The organism is Actinorhabdospora filicis (assembly GCF_030269765.1).
GTDB lineage: Bacteria > Actinomycetota > Actinomycetes > Mycobacteriales > Micromonosporaceae > Actinorhabdospora > Actinorhabdospora filicis.
The window spans coordinates 1988877-2015120 of sequence record NZ_BSTX01000001.1 but is presented as its reverse complement, the minus strand read 5'-3'; the positions used below and the strand labels follow the sequence as shown (position 1 = coordinate 2015120).

The window sequence follows — 26244 nt, the reverse complement described above, 5'->3', positions numbered from 1 at the left end:
TAGAGAAGCGGTCACAGCCCGAACTCCTTCCACCGGCGGTCGACCTGGGCGACCATGTCCGGCGACATCACCGTCAGGTCCGGCCAGCCGCGCGTGTAGCCCTCGGTCGGGAGCTTCGCGGTGGCGTCCACCCCGGCCTTGCCGCCCCAGAACTGCTGGTAGGACGCGTGGTCGAGGTGATCGACCGGGCCCTCGGTGAGCAGGAGGTCGTGCTTGTAGTCGACGTTCCCGAACGCGCGGAAGGCGACCTCGCGCAGGTCCTGGACGTCGCAGTCCTCGTCCACCACCACGATCAGCTTGGTCAGCGACAGCAGGTGCAGACCCCACACCGCGTTCATGACCTTCTGCGCGTGCTTGGGGTAGCGCTTGCGGATCGACACCACCAGCGCGTTGTGGAAGACGCCCGGCTCGGGCATGTTCATGTCCACGATGTCGGGGATCATCAGCTTGATCAGCGGCAGGAAGATCCGCTCGGTGGCCTTGCCCAGCCCGAGGTCCTCCTGCGGCGGGCGCGAGGTCACGATCGAGTGGTAGACCGGGTTCTTCTGCGTCGTCATCGCCTCGACGTGGAACACCGGGAACGGCTCGACCGGCGTGTAATAGCCGGTGTGGTCCCCGAAGGGGCCCTCCGGCAGGCGCTCGCCCGGCTCGACGTAGCCCTCCAGCACGACCTGCGCGTTGGCCGGGACCTGGAGCGGGACGGTCAGGCAGTCCACCATCTCCACGCGCGCGCCCCGCAGGAAGCCCGCGAAGAGGTACTCGTCGATGTCCCCGGGCAGCGGCGCCGAGGCCGAGTAGGACACCACCGGATCGCAGCCGAAGGCGATGGCCACCGGCAGCCGCTCACCGCGCCGCTCGGCGACGGCGTGGTGGGCGGTGGAGTCCTTGTGGATCTGCCAGTGCATCCCGAGGGTCTTGTGGTCGTGCTGCTGGAGCCGGTAGAGGCCCAGGTTGCGCTTGCCGGTCTCGGGGTGCTTGGTGTGGGTGAGGCCGTAGTTGTGGAAGATCCCGCCGTCCCCGGGCCAGGTCATCAGCCCCGGCAGCCGGTTCAGGTCGACCTTGTCGCCCTTGTACACGATCTCCTGGCAGGGCGCCGACTTGAGCTTCTTCGGCGGCAGCGACTTCAGCTGCATGACCTTGCCCAGGCCCTCGCGGATGCCCGACCAGCCCACCGGCAGCTCCGGCTTGATCAGGTCGCCGATGCGCGCGCCGATCTCGTCCAGGTTCGCCACGCCGAGGGCCTTGGCGGTGCGCTCGATGGTCCCGAACAGGTTCATCGCCACGGGCATCGCGCCCCGGGTGGGGTTCTCGAACAGCAGGGCGGGTCCACCGGCGCGGACGACGCGCTGGGTGATCTCGCTGATCTCCAGGGTCGGGTCTACGGACGCGGTGACCCTGCGCAGGTCCCCGTCGCGTTCGAGCGCGGCGAGGAACTCGGGCAGGTCTGCGTACGGGAAGCCTTTGGCCATGGGGTCATTGAACCCGATCCCCGGCGGGGTCGATCACGCGCGGGCGCGGAGGGTGACGCCGGGCCCTACCGGTGGCCGGACCGTCGCCCGTCGACGTTGGCCGTCATCGTCCGCAGCAGCTCCGGCAGGCCCGCCACGGTCTCCTCGGAGAGCCCGGCCACGGTCTCCTCGGCCAGCGCGCACCACAGCTCCTTGACCCGCCCGACCAGCGCCTTCCCGTCCTCGGTGAGCTCGACGACGCTCGCCCGCCGGTCGGCCGCGGACGGCGCGCGGCGGACGAGTCCGGCGCCCTCCAGCTTGCGGACCATGAGCGTCACGCTCGGCGGCTCGCTGCCCAGGGCCTCGCTCAGCTGCGCCTGGATGGAGGGGCCGCTGCGGTCGAGTTCGAGCAGCAGCGCCTCCTGCCCGGTGTGCAGCCCGAGCGGGGTGAGCAAGGTCGCCGCGCGGGCGCGGTGACGCAGGCTGAGCAGGCGGATCGCCTGGTTGACGGCGTCGGCGCGGTCGAAGTCCACGGGGTCCTCCTTGACAGGATGGTTATGCGCATAACTATTATGCGGATAACTAAATCCTAGCCGAGGAGTACCGCCATGACCGTCAAGGTCGCCGTCATCTACTACAGCGCCACCGGCGCCGTCCACGCCCTCGCCGAGGCCCTCGCCGCCGGGGCCATCGAGGAAGGGGCCGAGGTCCGCCTGCGCAGGGCCGCCGAACTGGCCACCGACGCCGAGATCGACGCCACCCCGGGCTGGCGCGAGCACCTCGCGTCCACCGCCGCCGTCCCCGAGGCCGCGCTCGACGACCTCGCCTGGGCCGACGCCTACGCCTTCGGCACCCCCACCCGCTTCGGGACGCCCGCCGCGCAGCTCAAGCGCTTCATCGACCGGGCCGCCGGGCTGTGGAGCGACCGGGTCATGGTCGACAAGCCCGTCACCGCCTTCACCTCGGCCTACAACCGGCACGGCGGCGCCGAGGCGACCCTGCTGTCGCTGAGCAACGTCTTCTACCACTGGGGCGCGCTCATCGTCCCGCCCGGCTACACCGACGCCTCCGTCTACGCCGCCGGCGGCAACCCCTACGGCACCTCCCACGTCGGCTCCGCCAGCCCCGAGGGCCCCGCCGCCGCGACCCTCGAAGCCGCCGCCCACCAGGGCCGCCGCCTCACCCGCGTCGCCCTGCGCCTGCGCGAAGGAGTCCTCGCGTGACCGCCGTCCTGCCCCGGACCCGCTCCACCGGGCCCGTCCTCGCGCTCGTCTGCGCCGCCCAGTTCATGGTCATCCTCGACGCGTCCATCGTGAACGTCGCCCTGCCCGCCGTCGACCACGAACTCGGCTTCGGCACCGGCCTGGCCTGGGTGGTCAACGGCTACCTGCTCACCTTCGCCGGGTTCATGCTCCTGGGCGGACGCGCCGCCGACGTCTTCGGGCACCGCCGGATGCTCACCGGCGGGCTCCTGCTCTTCTCCGCCGCCAGCCTGGTCGCCGGGCTCGCGCAGACACCCGGCGTCCTCGTCGGCGCCCGCGTCGCCCAGGGCGTCGGCGCGGCCCTGCTCGCCCCCGCGACCCTCGCGGTCATCAACACGACCTTCACCGAGCCGGGCGCGCGGGCCCGGGCCTTCGGGGCGTGGTCGGCGTCCGGCGGCGTCGGCGGCATGGCCGGGGCCATCGCGGGCGGCGCCCTCACCAGCGGCCTGTCGTGGCGGTGGGTGTTCCTGATCAACGTGCCCATCGGGGCCGCGCTCATCGCCCTCGCGCTGGCCTCGCTGACCGCCGCCACCCGCCGCCGCGAGTCCCTCGACGTGACCGGCGCGGTCACCGGCACCGCGGGCCTGGCCGCGCTGATCTACGGCGTCATGGGCGGCGGCGAGCACGGCTGGACCTCGCCGTGGGTCCTCGCGCCCATCGCCGGCGGCGTGGTCCTGCTGGTGGTGTTCGTGGCGGTCCAGGCCCGGGTGGCGCGGCCGATGATGCCGCTGCGGCTGTTCGCCACCCGCGGCATCGCCGTCGGGACCCTGATGCTGCTGCTGTTCGGGGGCGTCACGATCGCGATGTGGTACTTCTCCTCGATGCTCCTGCAGAACGCGCTCGGCTACACCGCGCTGCAAGCGGGACTCGGGCAGACGCCCGCCGCGGTGATGTTCGTGCTGGTCGCGCGCGTGGCCGCCGGTCTGCTGCCGCGCCTGGGCGTCCGGCCGCTCATCCTGGCCGGGGCGGCGGCCTTCGTCATCGGCTTCGTGTGGCTCTCCCGCGCCGACGGCGGCAGCGCCTACCTCACCGCCGTCCTCGGCCCGACGCTCATCATCGCCGTCGGCATCGGCCTGACGTTCCCCACGCTCATGGCCGCCGCCACCGCCGAGGCCCCCGACGGCGACGCGGGCACCGTCGGCGGCCTCGCCAACACCGCCGGGCAGGTCGGCAGCTCGCTCGGGCTGGCCGCGCTGACCGCCGCCGGGCACGAGTTCCTCATCGCCGCCGGACTCGCCGTGGCCATCGCCATCGTCGGTCTCCTGCTGCGGCCGAGTAGGGTGTGAACTGCGGAAACGGTGACGCCGAGGAGGCGACGATGGACTTCACCAGGGCCGACGCGCTCAACACCGCCATCCGCACCATCGCCGTCCGGCACAAGGCCATCGCCACCGCCCTCCTCGCCGAACTCGGCCTCCACCCCGGCCACGAGACCCTCCTGCTCGCCCTCCAGGAACACGGCCCGCTCGCCCTGAAGCAGCTCGCCGACAAGACCGGCTGCGAACCCCCGAACGTCACCGTCATGGTCCGCAAACTCCAGACCGGCGGCCTCATCACCCGCGCCCCCGGCGCCGAGGACGCCGTCACCCTCACCGAGAAGGGCCGCGACCTGATGGGGCCGCTGCGGCGGACCTGGGTCCGGCTCGCCGAGGAGACCGTCGGCGACCTCGACGCCGACGCGGTGGCGGAGGTGCTGGGCGGGCTGGAGCTGCTGGCGGGCGAGTTGCGCTCGCGGGGACAGGTCACGCCCCGGCCACAACCCCCCACCCAAACCGGCCGCTAACCGGACGAACCACCTCCGGACACTTGCCGCGGCGGTGATCACCGGCTTAAATGGCCGCTACCTGGACCGGCCCTCACGGGCCGTCTCCCTTTACTCGGATCGTCCGGCACGTTCCTGCCGGTGAATGGAGCCACCATGGCCACGGTGACCTACAAGGCCGCCTCGCGCATCTACCCGGGCAGCGACAAGCCCGCGGTGAACAAGCTCGACCTGGAGATCGCCGACGGCGAGTTCCTCGTCCTCGTCGGGCCCTCCGGTTGCGGCAAGTCGACCTCCCTGCGCATGCTCGCCGGGCTGGAGGACGTCGACGAGGGCGCGATCCTCATCGACGACCGCGACGTGTCGAACCTGCCGCCCAAGGCGCGCGACATCGCGATGGTCTTCCAGAACTACGCGCTGTACCCGCACATGACGGTGTACGAGAACATGGCCTTCGCGCTGAAGCTGCGCAAGACCCCCAAGGCCGAGATCGACGCCCGCGTCAAGGAGGCCGCCGAGCTGCTGCAGCTGGAGGACTACCTCAAGCGCAAGCCGAAGGCGCTCTCCGGCGGTCAGCGTCAGCGCGTCGCGATGGGCCGCGCGATCGTCCGCCAGCCGCAGGTCTTCCTCATGGACGAGCCGCTGTCGAACCTGGACGCCAAGCTGCGCGTCCAGACGCGTTCGCAGATCGCCTCGCTCCAGAAGCGCCTGGGCGTCACCACCGTCTACGTGACCCACGACCAGGTCGAGGCCATGACGATGGGCCACCGCGTCGCGGTCATGCTGGACGGCCTCCTCCAGCAGGTCGACACCCCGCGCGCCCTGTACGAGACCCCCAAGAACGTCTTCGTGGCCGGCTTCATGGGCTCGCCCGCGATGAACATCAAGACCGTCCCGCTCACCGACACCGGCGCCAAGTTCGGTGACACGCTGATCCCGCTGACCCGCGAGCAGGTCGCCGCGGCCGGCGAGGGCGGCCAGAAGAGCGTGACCGTCGGCGTCCGCCCCGAGCACTGCACCATCGCCGACACCGGCATCGCCGTCGAGGTGGAGCTGGTCGAGGAGCTGGGCTCGGACGCGTACGTGTACGGCTTCGCCGAGCTGGGCAACGGGAACGGCGCCGAGCGCTTCGTGGTCCGCGCCCAGGGCGGCGAGATCCCGCGCCTCGGCGAGATCGTGCACATCAAGCCGCAGGTCGGCAAGGAGCACATCTTCCACGCGGAGAGCGGCGAGCGCATCGCCGTCTGATCTGGTGTGTGGACGGCCCGGGGCGTGGGCTCCGGGCCGTTTTTTCGTGCCCGCCCGAGATCCCCATCACGCTGATCCGCCCCTTTCGGCCCGCGCATCCCCCATTCCTCCACTCACTTCGCCCCATTCCGCCAGCCCGCTTTCTTGACACGACCCGCTACCTTGAATTCAAGACCCACGTGAGGAGCGGATCGGCTGTATGAGGCGCAGCAATGCGAGCGTGTGAGTGAGCACCCTCATCAAGGCCAGTCTCGCTTTCCCGGCCGTCCCGTTCACCGTGCTGCTTCTGGTGGTCATCGGTTTCTGGCTGTTCACCCTGATCGGGCTGGCCGACTCCGAGGTGCTGGACGGCGCCGGCGCGGCGGACACCGGTGGCGCCCTCGCGGGGCTTGGGCTGGGACATGTGCCCGTCACCATCGTCATCAGCTTCATGACCCTGTTCTCCTGGACGGTCAGTCTCATCGGGACCGCATTGCTGCTGGATTCGCCTCTCGCCGTGCGCATCGGCCTCGGCGTCGTCGTGCTGCTCATCGCCCTGGTCGTGGCGTGGGCGCTCACGCGGGCGTTCATCGCCCCGTTGCGCCGGGTTTTCGCGCCCGAACCCAACATTTCCCGCGCCGATCTGGTCGGCCGTCCTTGTCTCATCAAAACGGGACGGGTGACCGGCGATTTCGGTCAGGCGGAGGTTTCCTCGCCCGGTGGCGGGACCTCGATCGTGCAGGTCCGCGTCCACGGGGACGCCGTGCTCAAGATCGGTGACACCGCGCTGATCTTCGACTACGACGAAATCCGCGAGGTGTTCTTCGTGACGCCGGTCGGCGCCGACGGACTGCCCACGACTTCTCTGTAAGACATTGCCCAATTGCCCTTCACACCGAGGTCGAACACATGACTGAGTTCTTCTCGTCGACGGCGGTAGTCGTCGCCGCCGTGCTCCTGGTGATCCTGCTGGTGATCCTGTTCGCCGTCTCGCGGTTGTTCCGCAAGGTCGAGCAGGGCAAGGCCCTCATCATCTCCAAACTGCGCAAAGTGGACGTCACGTTCACCGGCGCCGTGGTGCTCCCGGTGCTGCACAAGGCCGAGCTGATGGACATCTCGGTGAAGACCATCGAGATCAAGCGGACCGGCACCGAGGGCCTGATCTGCCAGGACAACATCCGCGCCGACATCCGCATCTCGTTCTTCGTGCGGGTCAACAAGACCGTCGAGGACGTCGTCAAGGTCGCGCAGGCGATCGGCACCGCCCGCGCCTCCGATGAGCACACGCTCCAGGAGCTGTTCAACGCGAAGTTCTCCGAGGCCCTCAAGACCGTCGGCAAGCAGCTCGACTTCGTCGACCTGTACACCAAGCGCGACGAGTTCCGCGACCAGATCATCCGCGTCATCGGCACCGATCTGAACGGGTACAGCCTCGAAGACGCCGCGATCGACTACCTGGAGCAGACCCCGATGGGGCAGCTCGACCCGCAGAACATCCTGGACGCGCAGGGCATCCGCAAGATCACCGAGCTGACCGCGATCGAGTCGGTCCGCACCAACGACTACCGCCGCAACCAGGAGAAGGAGCTCAAGCGCCAGGACGTGGACGCCAAGGAGGCGATCCTGGAGCTGGAGCGGCGCCAGTCGGAGGCCGAGATCAAGCAGCGGCGCGAGATCGAGACGATGCGGGCCCGCGAGGAGGCCGAGATCGAGAAGGTCCGCGCCGAGGAGCGGCTGAAGTCGTCCACCGCCGACATCCGCACCGAGGAGCAGCTGGGCATCCAGAAGGAGAACCAGGCCCGCGAGATCGCGGTGGCCGAGAAGAACCGCGAGCGCGTCATCGCCATCGAGACCGAGCGCATCGAGAAGGACCGGCTGCTTGAGGTCGTCGCGCGTGAGCGCGAGGTCCAGCTGTCCACGATCTCCAAGGACAAGGAGGTCGAGGGCGAGAAGCGCTCGATCGCCGAGGTCATCCGCGAACGCATCGCGGTGGAGAAGACGGTGGCCGAGCAGGAGGAGAACATCAAGCGCCTGCGCACCGTCGAGGAGGCCGAGCGCACCCGCCAGGCCATCATCATCCAGGCCGAGGCCGAGGCGCAGGAGGGCCTGGTCAAGGACATCAAGGCCGCCGAGGCCGCCGAGGCCGCGGCCAAGCACAAGGCGCGCGAGAACCTGATCCTGGCCGAGGCGCGCCAGCAGGCCGCCGAGCTGGACGCGCGGGCCAAGATCCGCCTGGCCGAGGGCGTCCAGGCCGAGATGGCCGCGACCGGTCTCGCCGAGGTCCAGGTCCGCGAGCAGGAGGCCGACGTCATCGAGAAGTCGGGTCTGGCCGAGGCGGCCGCGGAGGCCGCGAAGGGCAAGGCGCGCGCCGAGGTGCTGCGCGAGACCGGCGCGTCCGAGGCCGCCGCGCTGGAGGCGAAGGGCCGCGCCGAGGCGCAGGCCCTGAAGGACCGGCTGCTCGGCGAGGCCGAGGGGCTCACGCAGAAGGCGGCCGCGATGGCGGCGCTGGACGAGGCGTCCCGCGAGCACGAGGAGTTCCGGCTGCGCCTGGAGGCGGAGAAGGACGTGCGCCTGGCCGGCATCAACGTGCACCGCGAGGTCGCCGAGGCGCAGGCCCGGGTCCTGGCCACCGGCCTGGAGAAGGCCGACATCAGCATCGTCGGCGGCGACGGGGCGTTCTTCGACCGCGTCACCGGCGCGATCGGCATGGGCAAGGCCGTGGACGGCTTCGTCCAGCAGTCCGATGTGGTCTCCACGCTCGGCGCGAGCTGGCTGAACGGGTCCAGCGACTTCACGCAGGACATCACCCGCCTGCTGTCGTCGGTGTCCACCGAGGACGTCAAGAACCTCACCATCTCGGCGCTGCTGGTCAAGCTCATCGGCAACGGCGGCCCGCACGCCGACAAGCTCACCGAGCTGCTGGGCGTGGCCCGCAGCCTGGGGCTGGCCGACGCGCCGGTGGCGGCGCTGACCGCGGCCGCCAAGTAGGTCCACTGGGGACGGACGCCGGGAGGCGTCCGTCCCACTCCTTTGTGCCCGCCCGCCTATTCGTCATTGCCCTGGCGAGGAGCCGACATGAGCCAGCCCACCGAGACCATCACCCCCGCCCCCGCGGCCGAGCTCGACGCCGGGACCTACGAGGTCCTGCGCGCGCGGCTGGCCGAACAGTCGCAGAAGCTGGCGCGGCGGGCCGAGGACCTGAACGCGCGCCGCCTGGAGGTCTTCGGCGGCACCGAGCTGTCCCTGCTGGGCACCGAACGCGTCCGCACCGCCAACAACTGCGTCCCCCGCGACATCGTCGAGGTCGGCGGGCTGATGCTGTTCGGGTACAACGTGTTCATCGGGCTGCGCCCGGAGACCACCGTCTCCGACGTGTTCTCCCTGCACCGCTTCGAGCGCGACGGCGACTCCTTCACCTTCACCCCCGCCGAACCCGGCGACCTGCCGGGGCTGCTGGACGACGCCCAGTTCCAGCGCGACTTCGCCGAGCTGTACCGCTACTACCGGCAGGCGCACCTGCTCCAGCTGCGCCGGGTCGAGGGCCGGCTGCTCGCGGTGTTCCAGATCGGCGAGAAGATCGACGACATCCGCGTCCTGCGCTGGAACGTCACCGCCGCCGGTGATGTGTCCTACATGGACGCCCGTGGCGACCGCGACCACGTCTTCCCGCCCTCGCACGACTTCGAGTGGACGCCCACCACCCGCGACGACCACGTCCTGGGCCGCCACCCGCACGTCTCCATCGGCGGCGAGGTCTTCGTGGAGACCGTCGGCGGCGACCTGACCATCAAGATCGAGAACAACACCGAGACCGGCGAGGGCGTCTACCGCGAGGCCGTCGACGAGAAGCTGCAGAGCCTCGCCGACGCCGACATCTCCTACGCCCGCGTCGGTGCGCTGATCCTGCTGCGGATCCGCCCGTACAACGAGACCGTCGTGCGGCACCTGGTCTTCAATACCCGCACCAAGACCGTCGACCGGCTCGACGGCATCGGCCAGGCCTGCCGGGTCCTGCCCGAGGACCAGGGCCTCATCTTCCCCGGCGGCTACTACCTCGCCACCGGCGTGGCCAAGACCTTCGACACCGACCCCGCCGAGCTGGAGTTCGAGCGCGTCGTGCGCTCACCCAACGGCGAGGACGTGCTGTTCGTCTTCTACCAGCGCGCCGAGGGCCGCACGCTCCTGCTGCCCTACAACCTGATCCGCAAGGAAGTCAGCACACCCCTGAGCTGCCACGGGTACTCGCTGTTCGAGGACGGCACCATGGTGGCGTTCCGGGCCAACGGCGAAGAACCCTCCCGGGTCCACCCGATGCAGGTGTGGCAGACCGCCTTCGTGTCCGACACCTTCGCCGCCGAGCGGCCCGTCGGCACCGGCCCGCTGGAGCGGATCGGCAACGCCGAGCTGGTCCGCGGGGTGTCCGACTGCCTGTCGATCGCCCGCATGGTCGCCGAGATGGCGCCCTCCATCGAGGTCTACGAGGCGCTGATCGCCGCCTGCGTCCGCGCCGCCGACGCCTACTACTGGCTCGGGGACGACGAACTGGGCGGCCTGGACGAGCCGCTCGGCGGCGTCCGCGCCACCGCCGAGCAGGTCCTCGACGAGTACGAGACCGTCCGCGAGCTCACCGACCAGGCCGCCGCCGACCTCGACCGGGCCGAGAGCGACACGCGCTCGATGATCCGCCGCTCCAGCGGCGAGGCGCCCAAGACCGCCGACGCCTGGGTCGCCCAGCTCGCCGAACTCCGCGGCGCGCAGGGGCACCTGGTGACCCTGCGGGACCGCCGCTACCTCGACCTGGCCCGCCTGTCCACACTGGACGACGCGGTGGCCGCCGAGCTCGCCTCGGCCGCCGGGCGCGCGGTGGACTTCCTGCGGGCCGCCGACGCCTTCGCCGGCTACCACGAGTCCATCGCCCGCCTCACCGCCGAGGCCGAGGCCATCGGCTCGGTCGCGCAGGCCAAACCGCTGACCGAGCGGCTGGCCGAGCAGAGCGCCGGGCTGGAGGTCCTCACCGAGGTGGTGTCCACACTCGACATCGCCGACGCCACCGTGCGCACCGGGATCCTGGAGCGCATCGGCGAGGTGCTGGCCGGGGTCAACCGGGCCCGCGCCACCCTCGACGCCCGCCGCCGCGAGCTGCTGTCCTCGGAGGGACGCGCGGAGTTCGCCGCCGAGTTCGCGCTGCTGGGCCAGGCCGTCACCGGCGCGCTGGCCGCGGCGTCCACGCCCGAGTCCTGCGACGAGCAGCTCGGCCGCCTGATGCTCCAGCTGGAGAACCTGGAGTCGCGCTTCGGCGAGTTCGACGACTTCCTCGGCGAGCTGGCCGCCAAGCGCACCGACGTCTACGAGGCCTTCTCCTCCCGCAAGCAGAACCTGCTCGACGAGCGCGCCCGCCGCGCCGAGCGGCTGGCCGACTCCGCCGAGCGCATCCTGGACTCCGTCAACCGCCGGGTGTCCACTCTGGACTCGCTGGACGCGGTCAACACCTACTTCGCCACCGACCCGATGGTGGCCAAGCTCCGCTCGGTCGCCGATGAGCTGCGCGCGCTGGGCGACGGCGTCCGCGCCGAGGAACTGGCCGGGCGCATCAAGGCCGCCCGCCAGGAGGCCGGGCGCTCCCTGCGCGACCGGCAGGACCTCTACGACGGCGACACCATCAAGCTGGGCCGCCACCGCCTCCCGGTCAACACCCAGCCCCTCGACCTGACGCTGGTGCCCTCCGACGGCGAGCTGGCCTTCTCCCTCACCGGCACCGACTACCGGCGCGTGGTCGGCGATCCCGCCTTCGCCGCCACCCGCGACTACTGGGGCCAGGTGCTGGTCTCGGAGACCGCCGATGTCTACCGCGCCGAGTACCTGGCGGCGTCCATTCTGGACGCCGAGCGCGCCGCCGGGCGCCTGCTCCAGCTGCACGAGGCCGCCGTCGGCGACGGCCTGCCGGACCTGGTCCGCGCCACCGCCGAGTCCCGCTACGACGAGGGCTACGAGCGCGGCGTCCACGACCACGACGCCACCGAGATCCTGCGCGTGGTCCTGCGCCTCTACGAGAGCGCCGGGCTGCTGCGCTACCCGCCCGCCGCCCGCGCCGCCGCCCAGTTCTACTGGGCCCACGGGCCCGCCGAGGACGAGCGCGCCGCCCTGGTCACCCGCATCGGCTCGCTGTCGCGCGTCCGGGAGCTCTTCGGCGAGCCCGGCGCCATCGCCGACCTGCGCGCCGAACTGGCCGCCGCGATCGCCGCCTTCACCGAGTCGCGCGGCCTGCCCACTGTGGACGACGCCCCGCTGGCCGCCGAGTACCTCTTCGAGGAACTCGCCGGCTCCCGCAACGGCTTCGTCACCTCCGCCGCGGCCAAGCAGCTGACGCAGCGCTTCCGGACCGCCCTGGGCGCCCGCCTGGCCGCCTACGAGGACGACCTGCGCTCCCTCGGGGACGACCTGGCCGCCCGCCACCAGCTCACCTCGGCGTGGCTGGGCGCGTTCCTGGCGTCCGGCGCCGAAGGGGACGCGGCCGACCTGCCCGAGGCGGTGGCGATCGAGGCGCTCGGCAAGGACGTCGCCCGCCGCGACTCCTCGGCCACCCTCACCGCCACCGTGGACGGTCTACTGGGGACGCACGCCCGCGTCGAGGGCCGCCGCCTGTCCTTCCGGCTGGACGAGGTCCTGGCCCGCACCGCCCGCTTCCGCCGCGAGCGCGTGCCCGGCTTCCGCGACTACCAGCGCGCCCGCAACGTCCTGCTGGGCGCCGAACGCGATCGCCTGCGGCTGGAGGAGTACAAGCCGAAGGTGCTCACCTCCTTCGTCCGCAACCGCCTCCTGGACGAGGTGTACCTGCCGCTGATCGGCGCCAACCTCGCCAAGCAGATCGGCGCGGCCGGCGACGACAAGCGCACCGACCAGTCCGGGATGCTGCTGCTGATCTCCCCGCCCGGCTACGGCAAGACGACCCTCATGGAGTACGTCGCCTCCCGCCTCGGTCTGGTGTTCGTGAAGGTGAACGGGCCCTCCCTCGGCCATCACGTCACCTCCCTCGACCCCGCCGAGGCGCCCGACGCGACGTCCCGCCAGGAGGTGGAGAAGATCAACTTCGCGCTGGAGGCGGGCAGTAACGTCCTGCTGTACCTGGACGACATCCAGCACACCTCGCCGGAACTGCTGCAGAAGTTCATCTCCCTCTGCGACGGCCAGCGCCGCATGGAGGGCGTCTGGGAGGGCCGCACCCGCACCTACGACCTGCGCGGCAAGCGGTTCGCGGTGTGCATGGCCGGCAACCCCTACACCGAGAGCGGCCAGCGCTTCCGCATCCCCGACATGCTCGCCAACCGCGCCGACGTGTGGAACCTGGGCGACGTGCTGTCCGGCCGCGAGGAGCTGTTCGCACTGTCCTATGTGGAGAACTCGCTCACCTCGAACCCCGTGCTGGCGCCACTGTCCACTCGCGAGCGCGGCGACGTGGAACTTCTGGTACGCCTTGCCGACGGCGACTCCACCGCCTCACCCGACGCCCTGTCCCACCCCTACACCGCCACCGAGCTGGAGCGGATCCTGTCCGTCCTGCGTAAGCTCCGCCGCGTCCAGCGCGTCGTCCTGGCCAACAACCAGGCCTACATCGCCTCCGCGGCCCAGTCCGACGACACCCGCGTGGAACCCCCGTTCCAGCTCCAGGGCAGCTACCGCAACATGAACAAGCTCGCCGAGCGGATCGTGCCCGCCATGAACGACGAGGAGCTGGAAGCCGTCATCGACGACCACTACGCCGGTGAGGCCCAGACCCTCACCAGCGGCGCCGAGTCGAACCTGCTGAAGCTGGCCGCCCTGCGCGGGCGCCTCTCCGAGGAGCAGTCCCGCCGCTGGGACGAGGTCCGCCAGGGCTACCTGCGCGCCCGCGCCCTCGGCGGCAGCGGTGACGACCCGCTCGCCCGCGCCGTGGGCGCGGTCGGGCTGCTCGCCGACCAGGTCAGCGCGGTGGAGCGGGCGATCCGGGAGCGGTGAGAGGCGGTGTCACCGGCGGCCGTTGGTCCGCCGGTCGATCGCCTCGACCCACGCCACCGCCACCGCCGCGACCTGGATGAGTTCCGCGCGCAGCTTCACCGGGTCGTGCTCGGCGAGCGCCTCGGCGACCTCCTCGCTCAGGATCTCCGCCCACGTCAGCGTCCCCACCTCCGCCGAGCGGTCGGTGATGTCCCGGGTGGCCTCCAGGGCCTCCTGGTGCCGCTTCATCCCCGTCCCGTCCACGTGGTTCTGCTCGCCCCACAGCTCGTCCTGCCGGGCACGCTCGGCACGGACGTCGGCGAGCGCGGCGGTACGGGGCGCGGAATCGGTCACGGGTGACTCCTCCAATTGAACGACGCGTCGGGTGGAACGCGGACGGTGGGCGATCTGGAGAGTACGCGAAACGGCCGCGACCACAAGCGTGGTCGCGGCCGTTTCGGCGTGACGTTCAGAACGTCCCGAACCCATCGCCCTTCTCGGCGGTGCCCGGAACCCCCGGCGAGTCCTCGCCGACGAACACCGCGCCCGTGCCCGAAAGGCCCCGGATGACGGTGAACGCGCCCTGCCGGTCGTCCTCGCCGGGTGCGCCGACCAGCAGAAGGGGCGTGTCCCCGGAGAGGAAACGCAGGCTGGATCCCCACTTATCGCCGGATTCCGCCGAACCCGGGACGCCCGGTGTGTCCTGGCTCCACATGGCCGTCGCGCCGATGTCGAGGCCCTTGGGTGAGCCCGGGGCGATCCAGAGGCGGTCGTCGCCGTAGGAGAACATCGCCAGTTCGTCGGTGCCGTCGCCGTTGGCGTCTCCGGCGGCGAGGGTGTCGCCGAAGAAGTCGTTGTCGGCGGGGGCGCCGAAGACCGGCCCGGACAGCTGGGTGATCTCGGTGGCTCCGGTGGTGCCGAGCTTGGCGCCGTCCGAGTAGAGGACGGTCACGGTTCCAGCGTCCGGCTGGTCTTTCCCGGCCGCGTTCTTCACATGTGCGCCGGGCGCGGCGACGGCCAGGTCGTCCTTACCGTCACCGTTGAAGTCGCCCATCGCGACCTTGAGCCCGAACTCGTCGGAACCGTCGCCCGTCTTCGGATTCGCCGGTCCGGCGGCACCCGGGACCCCGGCCGTCTCCTTCGAGATCCACTGTGCGCCGTCGGAGGTGAGGAACGCCGTTTCGGCGCGTCCGTAGAGCACGGTCACCGATCCGGTGGGGGCATCGGTGTCATCGCGATCGTGCGGTGTACCCACGACGAGATCGGATCGTCCGTCCCCGTTGATGTCGCCGGTGGCGAGGGACCAGCCGAAGTGATCGCCGGTGTAGCTCGCCCCTGGAACGGGCCGTTGACCGAGGCCCTGGCCCAGGGCCACGCGTGCCGTCGTGTCCATCCCGCCGCCACGGCTTCCGGCGTACACGAAGGTTCGTCCGGAGCCTTCTCCCGGTGCGCCGACGGCGAGATCGGCCGCCCCATCACCATCGAAGTCGCCCGCGGCGAGAGAACGCCCGAACTCCGCCCCGGCGACATCCCGGGCGAGCATCCGGGAACGCGAGGTCAGCCCGTACACGGAGCCGTAGAGGAGGATTACGGCACCGCCGTCGCGATAGGCGTCATTGTCCTCACCGGGCACACCGACGGCGAGGTCGGCGAAGCCATCGGCGTCGAAGTCTCCCGAAGCGAAGGACGAGCCGAAGCGGTCGCCGGTCTCGTTGCTCCCGGAGACATCCGGGGTGTCCTGATCGAAGATCCTGCCCGCGCCGAGATCCAGGCCCTTGGCACCGGCGGGGAAGACGTGCAGTTGTCCGGTGTCCGTGGACCGGCCGGTGTCCTCCCAGGGCGCGCCGCTCACCCCGTCGGCGCGGCCGTCACCGTCGAAGTCGAAGGGGACCGGGCGGACGATCACGGACTGGCTCCCGCTGGACCTGAGGTGGCGTTCATCGCCGTCGAAGGAGAAGGTGTAGACGATCTGCCCGGTCACCGCCCCGGCCGGATCGTCGAAGGCGAAGGTGCCGTCCGGGCCCACGGAGGCCGTTCCCACGGCACGGGCGCCGGTGCGGTCGGAGCGCCATACGCGGATCGTGCCCGCGGCCAGCGGGCTGCTGCGCCAGTTCCCGTCCCAGGACATCAGAGTCCCCGACAGCCTCGCGGTGCCGTGGTAGTCGATGGGCGCGATGGCGGATCTGGCGTCGATGAAGGTCACCCGGTGATACGGGGCCTTATGGATGCGCAGGAGCGGGTGATTGGTGGCCGAAGCGTCGACGATGAGGAGCATCGAGCCGTCGGTGAGGACGACGCTCTCCGGCGCCAGGTCGCGAGCCGTGTAGCTCCGGACGGATTCGCCGGGAAGCCCGTTTCCGATCGAGCGAATACGGATCGTCTGGCTCGCGGCGTTCCAGGTCCTCGAAGCGACCGCGATGTTCTTCCCGTCGGGGCTGGCCGACACCGCCGCCGAAGTCGCGGTGTCGTCGGAGATGGACTGGTCGGTCGTAAGGTCGGCCGTGAGGTACACCGGATGCGCGTTGGAGCCGGCGCAGGTCGCGATGACCGCGTCGCCACCGTTGATGAAGGTGGCGGCGAAGCAGCCGCCCCGGTCCGTGCGAGCCACCTCAATCGGCGTGTCCCGCGTGGCGTCATAAACCCGCATGCCACCATCGGCCGCCGCGCTCAGGACCAGCAACCGTTCCGGACGCTGCGGCAGCGCGCGCACGTCGCCTGCAGCAACGTTCACACCGCTTTCGGTGATCGCGCCGGAAGCCGGGTCGTAGGAGGCCAGCGATCGTGTCTCGGCGCCGCATACACGGTAGGAGTACCAGAGTCGCCCGCCCGTGAACGTCGCCGATTCAGGGCAGTGGGTTTCCGGAAGGAGCACCCGGTCGACGGCGTTCGTCGCGGTGTCCACCCGCGCGAAGGAGGACGAGCCGCTCTCGATGGCGTAGACGGTCGCGCCGTCCGGGGCCACGACGAGTTCGGACGGCCGCGTCACGCCGGTGATGGTCGTGGCCAGCGTGCCATCGGTCCGGGCCACCGCCACCGCGTCCGGATTGTTCAGGGCGATATAGATCCGTCCGTGTGCGGTGTCATCGCCGAGCGCGGTGAACGTGCCGCCCGGCAGACGGACCGCTCTATCGGCCGGTACCGCGTTCGCGGGTTCCGCGGCCTCGGCGCTCGCCGGGACGATGGTGATGAGACCCGCCGCCACCACGGTCAGGGCGGCGAGGATCGCGGGCACGCGTTTGCGCATGGGTGTTCCAGGGGTGAAGTGGGGCAGGGCACGGAGTGGATCATCAAAATAGCAGGTCATCGATACAACGAACCGGCCGCGATCACTCTGGGTGATCGCGGCCGGTTGGGTGTAATGGGCCTAGAAGGTCCCGAATCTGTCGCCGTTCTCGGCGGTGCCCGGGACGCCGGGGGTGTCCTCGCCGACGTAGATCGCCCCCGTCCCGGTCAGTCCCGAAGGACCGCCGAACACGACGGTGAAGGCGCCCTGCTGGGCGTCCTCACCCGGCGCGCCCACGAGCAGGGCGGGCTTGGTGCCGGCGAGGAACCGCAGGCTTGAGCCCCACTTGTCGCCGGACTCCGCCGAGCCGGGGATGCCCGGCGTGTCCTGGTTCCACGCGGTGGTCGTGGCGAGCAGGAGCCCGGCGGTGGAGCCCGGCGTGACCCACAGGCGGTCGTCGCCGTAGGAGAACATCGCCAGTTCGTCGGTGCCGTCGCCGTTGGCGTCTCCGGCGGCGAGGGTGTCGCCGAAGAAGTCGTTGTCGGCGGGGGCGCCGAAGACCGGCCCGGACAGCTGGGTGATCTCGGTGGCTCCGGTGGTGCCGAGCTTGGCGCCGTCCGAGTAGAGGACGGTGACCGACCCGGCGTCGGGCTGGTCGGTCCCGGCGGCGTTCTTCACGTGCGTGCCGGGCGCGGCGGCGGCGAGGTCGTCTCTGCCGTCACCGTTGAAGTCGCCCATGGCGAGCTTGAGCCCGAACTCGTCGGCGCCGTCGCCGGTGGCGGCGTTGCGGGGACCGGCGGAGCCGGGGACACCGGGGGTCTCCTTGGTGATCCGCTGCGCCCCGAGTGAGTTGACGCCGGACCTTGAGCCGTACAGAACGCTCACCGAGCCGGTCGACCAGCCCTTGTCATCGGTGTCCTGAGGGGCGCCGATGGCCAGGTCGGCGAGACCGTCGCCGTCGATGTCGCCGGTGGCCAGCGACCAGCCGAAGCCCTCGCCGGTGTGGTTGACACCCGTCATGTACTCCTGGTCGAGGAAGGCCCAGGTGTCGAGTAGCCGGGACGCGTGGCGTCGCTCATAGACGAGGACGGCGCCGGAGTCCCACCCGGGCGCGCCCGCGGCCAGCTCGTCCATGCCGTCGCCGTCCAGGTCGAGTGCGACCAGCGACTGCCCGAGGTGGTAGCCGGTGCGGGCGCCGGAGGCGAACATGTTCGACTCGGTGCTCAGGCCGCTGGACGATCCGTAGAGGACGATGATCGCGCCGCTGTCGGTGAAGGAGTCGTTGTCCTCCGTGGGCGAGCCGACGGCGAGGTCGGCGTAGCCGTCACCGTTGAAGTCGCCGGAGGCGAGGGCGGTACCGAAGCGGTCGCCGGTCTCGTTGCTGCCGGACACGCCGGGGGTGTCCTGGTCGAAGATCTTCCCGGCGGTCAGGTCGGGGCCGTTGGCGCCGCCGGGAAAGACGGTGATCTGCCCGGTGTCCTTGCTGGATCCGGTGTCCTCGCCGGGAGCGCCGGTGACGGTCTCGGGGAAGCCGTCGGCGTTGAAGTCGAAGGCACGCACCTGGGCGACCACGGGCACCGACCGCTTGACCTCGCCGAAACCGTCGGCGTTGTACGCGGTGACCTCGTAGAGGAGACGCCCGGTGAACCCCTGCGGGTCGTCGGTGAACGAGTAGTTTCCGTCGGCATCGGTGGACACGCCGGGCAGGAACTCGGTGAGGTCATTGCGGGTCCGGGACAGCGACAGCAGGGCCGGGCGTCCGGGTGCCGGGGTGACCTTTCCCGTGATGGTGATCGGCGTGCCGGGAAGGACCCTGCGGGGGCCGGTGGCGGTGAGGCCCGCGTCCGGAGTGAAGGGATCGGCGTAGACGCGCAGGGAACGCGTCCCGTCCGATGCCGTCGGGACGATGATGAGCCGGCCGTCGCCGGTGAACGCGAGGGATCCGGGCGTCACGGCCGCGTCGGTGGGAAGTTCGAAGCGGCGGACGTACGCGCCCGACAGGTCGGCGCCCAGGTCGCGCACGTGGACGGCGAACTCGCCCGGGTAGCGGGCGAAGCCGAAGGCCGCGAACCGGCCGTCGGCGGAGGCCGCGACGGCGGTCTCCTCGCCGAGGTAGGTCGAGCCGCGCGACAGCAGGTCGGATGTGGCCCAGACCTGGAAGCGACTGGTGTCCCCACCGCAGGCGGTGAGCACGAGATCCCCTCGCCTGAGCAGGGTCGCGTCACCGCAGCCCGGCTCGGCGTTGCTCACCTTCTTCTGCGCAGCGGCGCCGGAGACGTCGAAGACGTCGGCGCCGGCCTCGTCCAAGCGCACCAGCCGGTCCGGGCGGTCGGCTCGCGCGAGCAGGCGGCCGGGGCGAGTCGTGAGGCCGCTCTCGGTGACCTTCCCGGTGCCGGGCTCGAACGAGGCGATCGAGCCTTCGCCCGGCGCGTCGCACTGATGGTAGGAGTACCAGACCTTGCCGCCGGTCACGGCCAGCGAATCGGCGCAGTGTGAGGCCGGAAGTGTCACGTGGTCGACGGCGAACGACGTGGTGTCGATCCGGGCGAGGGTTCCGCCGTCCAGTGCGTAGACGGCCGTCCCGCCCGGCGCGAGTTCCAGGTCCACCGGCGACGTCAGCCCGGTGACGGTCGTGATGATCCCGCCGTCGAACCCGGCAATGACCACGGCCGCCGGATCAGCCGAGGCCAGGAAGATCCGCTCGCGGGCGTCGTCCACGACGATGTCGCGATGGTCGCCCGCAGGCAGCGGGGTCACGGTGTCCGACCGGTCGGCGGCCGAGGCCGCAGCCGGGACCGTGAGGCTCGCCGCGATGACGGCGAGGACGGTCAAGGGCACGTGCTTTCTCATGGGCGTTCCACAGGGGTGAAGAGGGCACGGGGCACTGCGGTGGACGAATCTAGCAGGGACGGCGGACATGAAAGCGGCCGTGATCATCTCGGATGATCACGGCCGCCGAGGCTCGTCCTAGAAGGTCCCGAACCCGTCGCCGTTCTCCGGCTCGCCCGGTACGCCCGGTGTGCCCTCCCCGAAGTACCGCGCGCCGTCCCCCGTCAGTCCCTTCGGCCCGATGTAGACGACGGTGAACGCGCCCTGCCGGTCGTCCTCGCCCGGCGCGCCCACCAGGAGCGCGGGCTTGGCGCCGGTGAGGAACCGCAGGCTCGCGCCCCACTTGTCGCCGGATTCGTGCGAGCCGGGGATGCCGGGTGAGTCCTGAGTCCAGGCGGTCGTCGAGGTGAAGGCCAGGCCACTGGTGGCGCCCGGGGTGATCGTCACGTACTCGTCGCCGTAGGAGAAGATCGCCAGTTCGTCGGCGCCGTCGCCGTTGGTGTCCCCGGTGGCGAGGTTGTCGCCGAAGAAGTCGTTGTCGTAGGGGAGACCGACGATGCCGTCGGTGTCCTGGGTGACCTCCTTGGCGCCGGTGGTGCCGATCTCGTACCCGTCGGAGTAGAGGACCGTCACCGATCCGGCGTCGGCCCGCTTCTTGCCGCCGCTGGTCACGTTGGTGCCGGGGGCGGAGACGGCGAGGTCGTCATCGCCGTCGCCGTTGAAGTCGCCGATGGCGACCTTGAGCCCGAATTCGTCGGCGCCGTCCCCGGTCTTCGGATCGTGCGGACCTGCGGTACCCGGCACGCCGGGCGTCTCCTTCGTGAAGCGCTGCGCCTTCGACACCGTCTGACCGGGCAGGAAGGGAAGGCCGTAGAGGACGGTCACCGAGCCGGTGGACCGTTCGGCGTCCTCCCTGTCCTGTGGCGCGCCGATCGCCAGAGCCGGGTTGACGTGCGGACCCTGCACTCGCCCGGCGGCCAGGGACCAGCCGAAGGCGTTGCCGCCCCCGCCGCGTCCGGGGATCTCGTCGCTGCTCTGGTACAGCGCATGCGGGTTCGAGAGACCGGAGGGATTCCCGGTGTACAGGTACACGGTGCCCGATCCCGTTCCGGGCGCGCCGACCGCGAGTTCGTCGATCCCGTCGGTGTTGAAGTCGGCGGCCGCCAAGGCGTGCCCGGTGAGCGCTCCGGGCGCGTTGTCGGGTGTCAGCATCACCGAACCGGCCGAGGTCAGGCCGGACGCCGAACCGTACGCGACGATCACGGCGCCGGAGTCGGCCGCGCCGAACGCGTCCTTGCCGGGCGCACCGATGGCGAGGTCGGCGAAACCGTCGCCGTTGAAGTCACCGGACGCGGTGGCCGCGCCCAGCCGGTCCCCAGGGGCGTTGTCGCCGACGAGACCGGCCCAGCTCTGGTCGAACGCGAGGCTGCCACCCGCGGTCACTCCGGCCGTCGTCGTTGGGAACACGTGCACCTGGCCGGTGTCGGTAATGGATCCGTCATCCTCACCGGGCGTGCCGACGACGGCCTCGGCGATGCCGTCGCCGTTGAAGTCGAAGGGAACCGCCTGAGTCGCGACGGTCACGGACACGCTCGCGACGGTCCCGTAGGCGTCCCCGGCGAAGTCGAAGGTGTAAGTGGCCTTGCCGGACACCGGCGCTCCCGCGTCGGTGAACTCGAATCCGCCCTGGAGGCCGGTGGCCAGTCGCCCGAGTGGGTGCCGCCCGAGCCGGTCTTCACGCGTGACGGTGAGTTCACGGACCCGGTCCGGGCCGCCGCGCACGTAGCCCCTCAGGACCGCGGCCTCGCCGTAGGGGACGGCCTTCCACAGCGCCGCCGCGTAGGTGTCGGTGATGTACTTGGCCGGTTCCAGATGCAGGCGAAGACGGCTGCCGTGGAAGGTCATCAGCCGCCCGTCGCCGAGCCAGGCCATCGGGTGCTCGTAGAAGCCGGCGGCCCCGGGGTAGTCGTAGATCCGCACCGTCGACATGTCGGCGGCCTTCACGATCTCGACGTGCGTGCCCGGCCCGTTCAGCGGGCCTCCCACGGCGAAGTACGCGCCGTCGGGGGACACCGCGAGTGTCCCCCCGTGGTTCTCCGTGAGCTTCGTGGCGGTCGACGTCAGGGTCGCCGTATCGAAGATCTCCAGGTCGTAGGCGCGATTGCAGGACAGCGCCAGCCGTTCGCCGCCGTCGATGAGCGCCACGTCCCCGCAGTGCGAGGTGAGGAACGAGCTGACGGCCACCTCGCGGGGAGCGCCGGAGACGTCGAAGATCCGGAGTCGCTGCTTCTCGCCGTTCCAGTCTCGCTGCACCAGGCGGTCCGGACGGCCGGGAAGCGCCGTGAGGTTGCCCGCCGGTGCGCTCAGGCCCGATTCGGTGACCGTCCCGGTCGCGGGATCGTAGGACGCCAGCGAGCCGATCTTGCCGTTCCCGCAGGTGAAGTACGAGTACCAGAGCAGGCCGCCGGTGAACTCGGCCGAGATCAGGCAGTGGGTGGCCGGGAGCCGGACGGTGCTCAGCTCCCAGGTCGCGGTGTCGATCACGTCGATCGCGTTCTTCCAGCGTGCCGTCGCGTAGAGCCGCGAACCGTCGGCGCTCATGGTCAGCGTCCGCCACGGCAGGCTCCCGGCGATGGTGCGCTGGACGGTGCCGTCGAAGTCGAGGACGGTCAGGCCGGTCGGCGAGGCGTGGTAGACGAGCCCGCGGGCGTCGTCCACGACGAGATCCACGGGAGGGCCGGCGGGGAAGGCCATCTCCACGTCCGTCGCCGGAACCGGCTCGGCCAGGGCGGACCCCGGCACCACGACGAGGGACACGGCGGCCAGCGCGAGCGCCGAAACGCACGCGCGCAGCGTTGATCTCATATTCGGTTCCCGGGGGTGGGCGGGCACAAAAGGGCACTGCTCAAAAGGCACTCGGGCACGAGTGAACCTGGAGCTGGTGGCGGGACTCGAACCCGCAACCTACCGCTTACAAGGCGGTTGCGCTGCCAATTGCGCCACACCAGCGAATCTCCCCGATCCTACCCGGCGCTCTCGGTGGGCAGGGGCGGAGCCCGCGCGGAGGGTCGCGTGGCAAGCGCTCTCGGCGCTGGCGGGGGCTCGGGATACTCGCTGCTCCCCCAGGAAAGGAGAACCATGAACCGGCGCAGCATTCTCCGCGGTCTGGCTCTGGGAGCCGTGGCCGTTCCGGCGGCGGTCCTGCTCGAAGGGACGGCGCAGGCGGCGCAGTACAGCGTCGCGGCCACCGAGCAGGTCGCGAACAAGGTTTACGTGTGGCCGAAGGGCAAGGCGCTCACGGTCGCCAACCGGCAGTGGAGCTTCAGTCCGGGCGGTGGTGCCTGGGCGAACCTGTCGGACGTGCGGTTGCGCAATACCGCTGCTCACGGGTACGTCGTGCTGGTCGCGGCCTCGGGTGGGCGGGTCGGGATCGTCGATCACACCAGCGAGACCGACGCGGAGGGCAATGACCTGCTGTGGAGCGCGGCTCCGGGCGGGAATCCGCACGCCGTCGAGCGGATCGAGGGCAACGGGTCGATCGTGGCGGCGAGTTCCGGCGGGTTCCTGTCGCTGTACTCGCCGACGGCGGTCTCGAAGCCGTCGACGCTCGCCCTGGTGAAGACCTACAGCCTGCCGGGCGCGCACGGGGTGCTGTGGGACCCGAGCATGAAGGTGCTGTGGGCGATCGGGGACGGGACGATCCGGTGGTACAAGGTCACGGGGTCGTACCGGTCGACGCGCTTGTCGCAGGCGGGGAGCAAGAGCTTCTCGGGGCTCGGGCACGACCTGCAGCCCGACTACCAGAACAAGGGCAAACTGCTGTTCACCGCGTCCCACGGGACCTACCAGTTCGACACCGCGAGCAAGGCCATCACGCGGCTGAGCACCGAGACGAGGGTGAAGGCGCTCGTACGGCACTCCTCGGGTGAGGTGCTGTCGGTGCGCGCCGACGACACCGGGGCGCGCACGTGGGGCAGCCCGACGCTGCGGTTCTCCGATTCGGCCGACCGGACGCGAAGTGGCGCCGAGTTCTACAAGGCGCGCATCTGGACGCCCGCTTACGAGTAAAACGATCAGGCGCGGGCCGGTTCGGCGCCGGTAGGTTCCCGCGTATGGAGAAACTGGCCCGACGCCTGGGCGTGCGCGACGCCGTCGTCATCGGACTCTCGGCGATGCTCGGCGCGGGCGTGTTCGCCGCGTTCGCCCCCGCCGCGTCACTCGCGGGCGGGGGCGTCGCGCTGCTGGCCGCGCTCGCCGTGGCGGGTGTGGTCGCGTGGTGCAACGCGTCCAGTTCGGCCGTCCTCGCCGCGAGGTACCCGGAGTCGGGCGGCACCTATGTGTACGGACGCGAGAGGCTCGGCCCGTTCTGGGGTTTCCTCGCCGGGTGGGGTTTCGTGATCGGCAAGACCGCCAGTTGCGCGGCGATGGGCCTCACCATCGGCGCCTACCTGTGGCCGGAGCGGGCCCGCTGGGTGGCGCTGGCGGCGGTGATCGCGCTGACCGCGGTCAACCTGCGCGGGGTCGCCAAGACCGCGCTGGCCGCGCGGGTGTTCCTCGCGGTGACGCTGCTGGTCCTGGCGGGCGTGCTCGCCGGGGGAGTGCGCGCGGTGGCGTTGGACCCGGTGCCGCTCACCGGTGGTGGCAGCGCGCTGGGTGTGCTGGGCGCGGCGGGGCTGCTGTTCTTCGCGTTCGCCGGTTACGCGCGGATCGCCACGCTCGGCGAGGAGGTGCGCGATCCGGCGCGGACGATCCCGCGCGCGGTGGCGATCGCGCTGACGGTCGTCCTGGCCCTGTACGCGGCCCTGGCGACGTTGGCGCTGCTGACGCTGGGCGCCGGGCGGCTGGCGGCCTCGAAGGCGCCGCTGGTGGACGTCGTCACCGCCGCCGGGTGGCCGTGGCTGGCGCCGGTGGTGCGCATCGGCGCGGGCGTGGCCGTGGTGGGCGTGCTGCTGTCGCTGCTGGCGGGGGTGGGCCGGACGGCGCTGGCGATGGCGCGGCGCGGCGACCTGCCGCGTCCGCTGGCCGCCGTCCACCCCGTCCACCGGGTCCCGCACGTGGCCGAACTGGTGGTCGGGGCGGTCGTGGCGGCGCTGGTGATGGCCGCCGACCTGCGCGGCGTCATCGGCTTCTCCAGCTTCGCGGTGCTCGTCTATTACGCGGTGGCCAACGCCTCGGCGTGGACGCTCGGCGGCGCCCGGACGCGCGTCGTCGCCGCCGTCGGCCTCACCGGCTGCCTCGCGGTCGCGGCGAGCCTGCCGTGGCGCAGCGCCGCGGCGGGGCTGGCGCTGTTCGCGCTCGGCGCGGCCGTCTACGCGGGCAGGGCCCTGATCAGGCGGTCGAGGTCCTCTTCGTCGTTGTAGTAGTGCGCCGAGGCCCGCACGACCGCTTCCAGCCCCCGCGAGGGCAGGTCGTAGCGGGACGAGGGCGCGCGCGAGACGGAGACGTTGACCCCGGCGGCGCTCAGGTGCCCCTTGACCTCGTCCGGCGTGTACCCCGGGAGCGTGAAGGTGACGATCCCGCCCTTGTGGACGCCCAGGTCGTGCACCACCGCGCCGCGCTCGGTCAGCAGCTCCCGCAGCCGCGCGCCGAGGGCGACCACCCGCTCCTCGATGGCCTTCATGCCCCACGACAACGCGTAATCGGCGGCCACGCCCAGGCCGATCTTGGTGGCGATGTTGCATTCCCAGTTCTCGAAGCGCCGCGCGTCCTCGCGGACGGTGTAGGCGTCGGGCGCGGTCCAGGTCGCCGCGTACAGGTCCAGCATCGGCGGCCGCAGCTCCAGGTCCCGCCGGACGTACAGGAACCCCGTCCCGCGCGGCCCGCGCATGAACTTGCGCCCGGTGGCCGACAGGATGTCGCAGCCGATGGCGCGCACGTCCAGGTCGACCTGCCCCGCCGACTGGCAGGCGTCCAGCAGGTACGGCACCCCCGCCTCCCGCGCGACCACCCCGACCTCGGCGACCGGGTTGATCAGCCCACCCTGCGTCCCGATGTGCGTGATGGAGATCAGCTTGACCCGCTCGTCGATGCGCCGCCGCAGGTCGGCGACGTCCAGCTGCCCGTGCTCATCATCGTCGACGACCTCGATGACCGCCCCCGTCCGCTCGGCCACCTGCAAGTGCGCGATCGCGTTCGAGGCGTACTCCGAGCGGCCGGTGAGTATCTTGTCGCCGGGTTCGAAGGCGAAGCCGTAAAAGGCCATGTCCCAGGCCCGCGTGGCGTTCTCGATGACGGCGATCTCATCGGCGTCGGCACCCACCAGCCGCGCGAGCGCGTCGTACGTGTGCTGGACCTGGTCCCGCCGCGCATCGGCCAGCTCGTACCCGCCGGCCAGGGCCTCCTCGCGGAGATAGTCGACGACGGCGTCGACGACGACCGCGGGCGGCAACGCCGCACCCGCGTTGTTCAGATGAGCGGAGCGCGCGGCCCCGGGCGTCTCGGCACGTGCACGAGCGAAGTCGAGGGTCATGCGAGGCAGTGTATTGAGAACCCGGCCCCAACGGCCGCCCCATTGAGGACCGA

Annotated in this window: 16 protein-coding genes and 1 tRNA gene; 9 read left to right on the top strand and 8 right to left on the bottom strand. The window is 71.1% G+C overall.

Annotated features, from left to right (window positions below):
- Positions 1–11: 11 nt before the first annotated feature.
- Together QSK10_RS09420 and QSK10_RS09415 are read right to left on the bottom strand one after the other, a co-directional pair.
- A complete protein-coding gene (locus tag QSK10_RS09420) occupies positions 12–1469 on the bottom strand; it encodes a menaquinone biosynthesis decarboxylase (RefSeq protein ID WP_285662237.1) in 1458 nt (485 codons plus the stop codon).
- A gap of 65 nt (positions 1470–1534) precedes the next feature.
- Positions 1535–1981, bottom strand: a complete 447-nt coding sequence (locus tag QSK10_RS09415) for a MarR family winged helix-turn-helix transcriptional regulator (RefSeq protein ID WP_285662236.1) — start codon at positions 1979–1981, stop codon at positions 1535–1537.
- 75 nt (positions 1982–2056) lie between these two features.
- Between QSK10_RS09415 and wrbA the strand changes: the two genes are divergently transcribed.
- From wrbA to QSK10_RS09380, 7 genes are all read left to right on the top strand, one after another.
- Complete coding sequence (gene wrbA, locus QSK10_RS09410) at positions 2057–2671, top strand: NAD(P)H:quinone oxidoreductase (protein ID WP_285662235.1); 615 nt, start codon at positions 2057–2059, stop codon at positions 2669–2671.
- Complete coding sequence (locus QSK10_RS09405; protein WP_285662234.1) at positions 2668–3996, top strand: MFS transporter; 1329 nt, start codon at positions 2668–2670, stop codon at positions 3994–3996. The genes wrbA and QSK10_RS09405 overlap by 4 nt, the downstream gene beginning before the upstream one ends.
- A gap of 32 nt (positions 3997–4028) precedes the next feature.
- Positions 4029–4493 (top strand): MarR family winged helix-turn-helix transcriptional regulator, encoded by a 465-nt coding sequence (locus tag QSK10_RS09400; protein ID WP_285662233.1) that lies wholly within the window; start codon positions 4029–4031, stop codon positions 4491–4493.
- A gap of 135 nt (positions 4494–4628) precedes the next feature.
- Positions 4629–5720 (top strand): ABC transporter ATP-binding protein, encoded by a 1092-nt coding sequence (locus QSK10_RS09395; protein WP_285662232.1) that lies wholly within the window; start codon positions 4629–4631, stop codon positions 5718–5720.
- Between the two features lie 226 nt (positions 5721–5946).
- On the top strand, positions 5947–6570 hold the full coding sequence (locus QSK10_RS09390) for a hypothetical protein (protein ID WP_285662231.1): 624 nt from the start codon (positions 5947–5949) through the stop codon (positions 6568–6570).
- Between the two features lie 38 nt (positions 6571–6608).
- Positions 6609–8687: a flotillin family protein gene (locus QSK10_RS09385; RefSeq protein ID WP_285662230.1), complete on the top strand. Its 2079-nt coding sequence runs from the start codon at positions 6609–6611 to the stop codon at positions 8685–8687.
- A gap of 87 nt (positions 8688–8774) precedes the next feature.
- Complete coding sequence (locus tag QSK10_RS09380; RefSeq protein ID WP_285662229.1) at positions 8775–13691, top strand: DNA repair ATPase; 4917 nt, start codon at positions 8775–8777, stop codon at positions 13689–13691.
- A gap of 9 nt (positions 13692–13700) precedes the next feature.
- Here QSK10_RS09380 and QSK10_RS09375 read toward each other — a convergent pair whose 3' ends face one another.
- The 5 genes from QSK10_RS09375 to QSK10_RS09355 form a co-directional block, all read right to left on the bottom strand.
- Positions 13701–14024 carry a hypothetical protein gene (locus QSK10_RS09375; RefSeq protein WP_285662228.1) on the bottom strand — a complete coding sequence of 108 codons (324 nt, stop codon included), beginning with the start codon at positions 14022–14024 and terminating at the stop codon, positions 13701–13703.
- A gap of 115 nt (positions 14025–14139) precedes the next feature.
- Positions 14140–16914, bottom strand: coding sequence for an FG-GAP repeat protein (locus tag QSK10_RS09370; RefSeq protein ID WP_285662227.1), 2775 nt, complete (start codon positions 16912–16914; stop codon positions 14140–14142).
- A 120-nt stretch (positions 16915–17034) separates the two neighbouring features.
- Positions 17035–19743, bottom strand: coding sequence for an FG-GAP-like repeat-containing protein (locus tag QSK10_RS09365; RefSeq protein WP_285662226.1), 2709 nt, complete (start codon positions 19741–19743; stop codon positions 17035–17037).
- Positions 19744–19860: 117 nt separating this feature from the next.
- A complete protein-coding gene (locus QSK10_RS09360) occupies positions 19861–22587 on the bottom strand; it encodes an integrin alpha (RefSeq protein WP_285662225.1) in 2727 nt (908 codons plus the stop codon).
- A 68-nt stretch (positions 22588–22655) separates the two neighbouring features.
- Positions 22656–22731, bottom strand: a tRNA-Thr gene (locus QSK10_RS09355).
- Between the two features lie 129 nt (positions 22732–22860).
- Between QSK10_RS09355 and QSK10_RS09350 the strand changes: the two genes are divergently transcribed.
- Together QSK10_RS09350 and QSK10_RS09345 are read left to right on the top strand one after the other, a co-directional pair.
- Positions 22861–23790 (top strand): DUF6528 family protein, encoded by a 930-nt coding sequence (locus QSK10_RS09350; RefSeq protein ID WP_285662224.1) that lies wholly within the window; start codon positions 22861–22863, stop codon positions 23788–23790.
- Positions 23791–23834: 44 nt separating this feature from the next.
- Positions 23835–25082 (top strand): APC family permease, encoded by a 1248-nt coding sequence (locus QSK10_RS09345; RefSeq protein WP_285662223.1) that lies wholly within the window; start codon positions 23835–23837, stop codon positions 25080–25082.
- Here the strand turns inward: QSK10_RS09345 and QSK10_RS09340 are convergent.
- Entirely contained in the window at positions 25031–26191 is a 1161-nt protein-coding gene (locus QSK10_RS09340) for an aminotransferase class V-fold PLP-dependent enzyme (protein ID WP_285662222.1), read from the bottom strand. The two genes, QSK10_RS09345 and QSK10_RS09340, sit on opposite strands and share 52 nt — an antisense overlap.
- Positions 26192–26244: the final 53 nt, after the last annotated feature.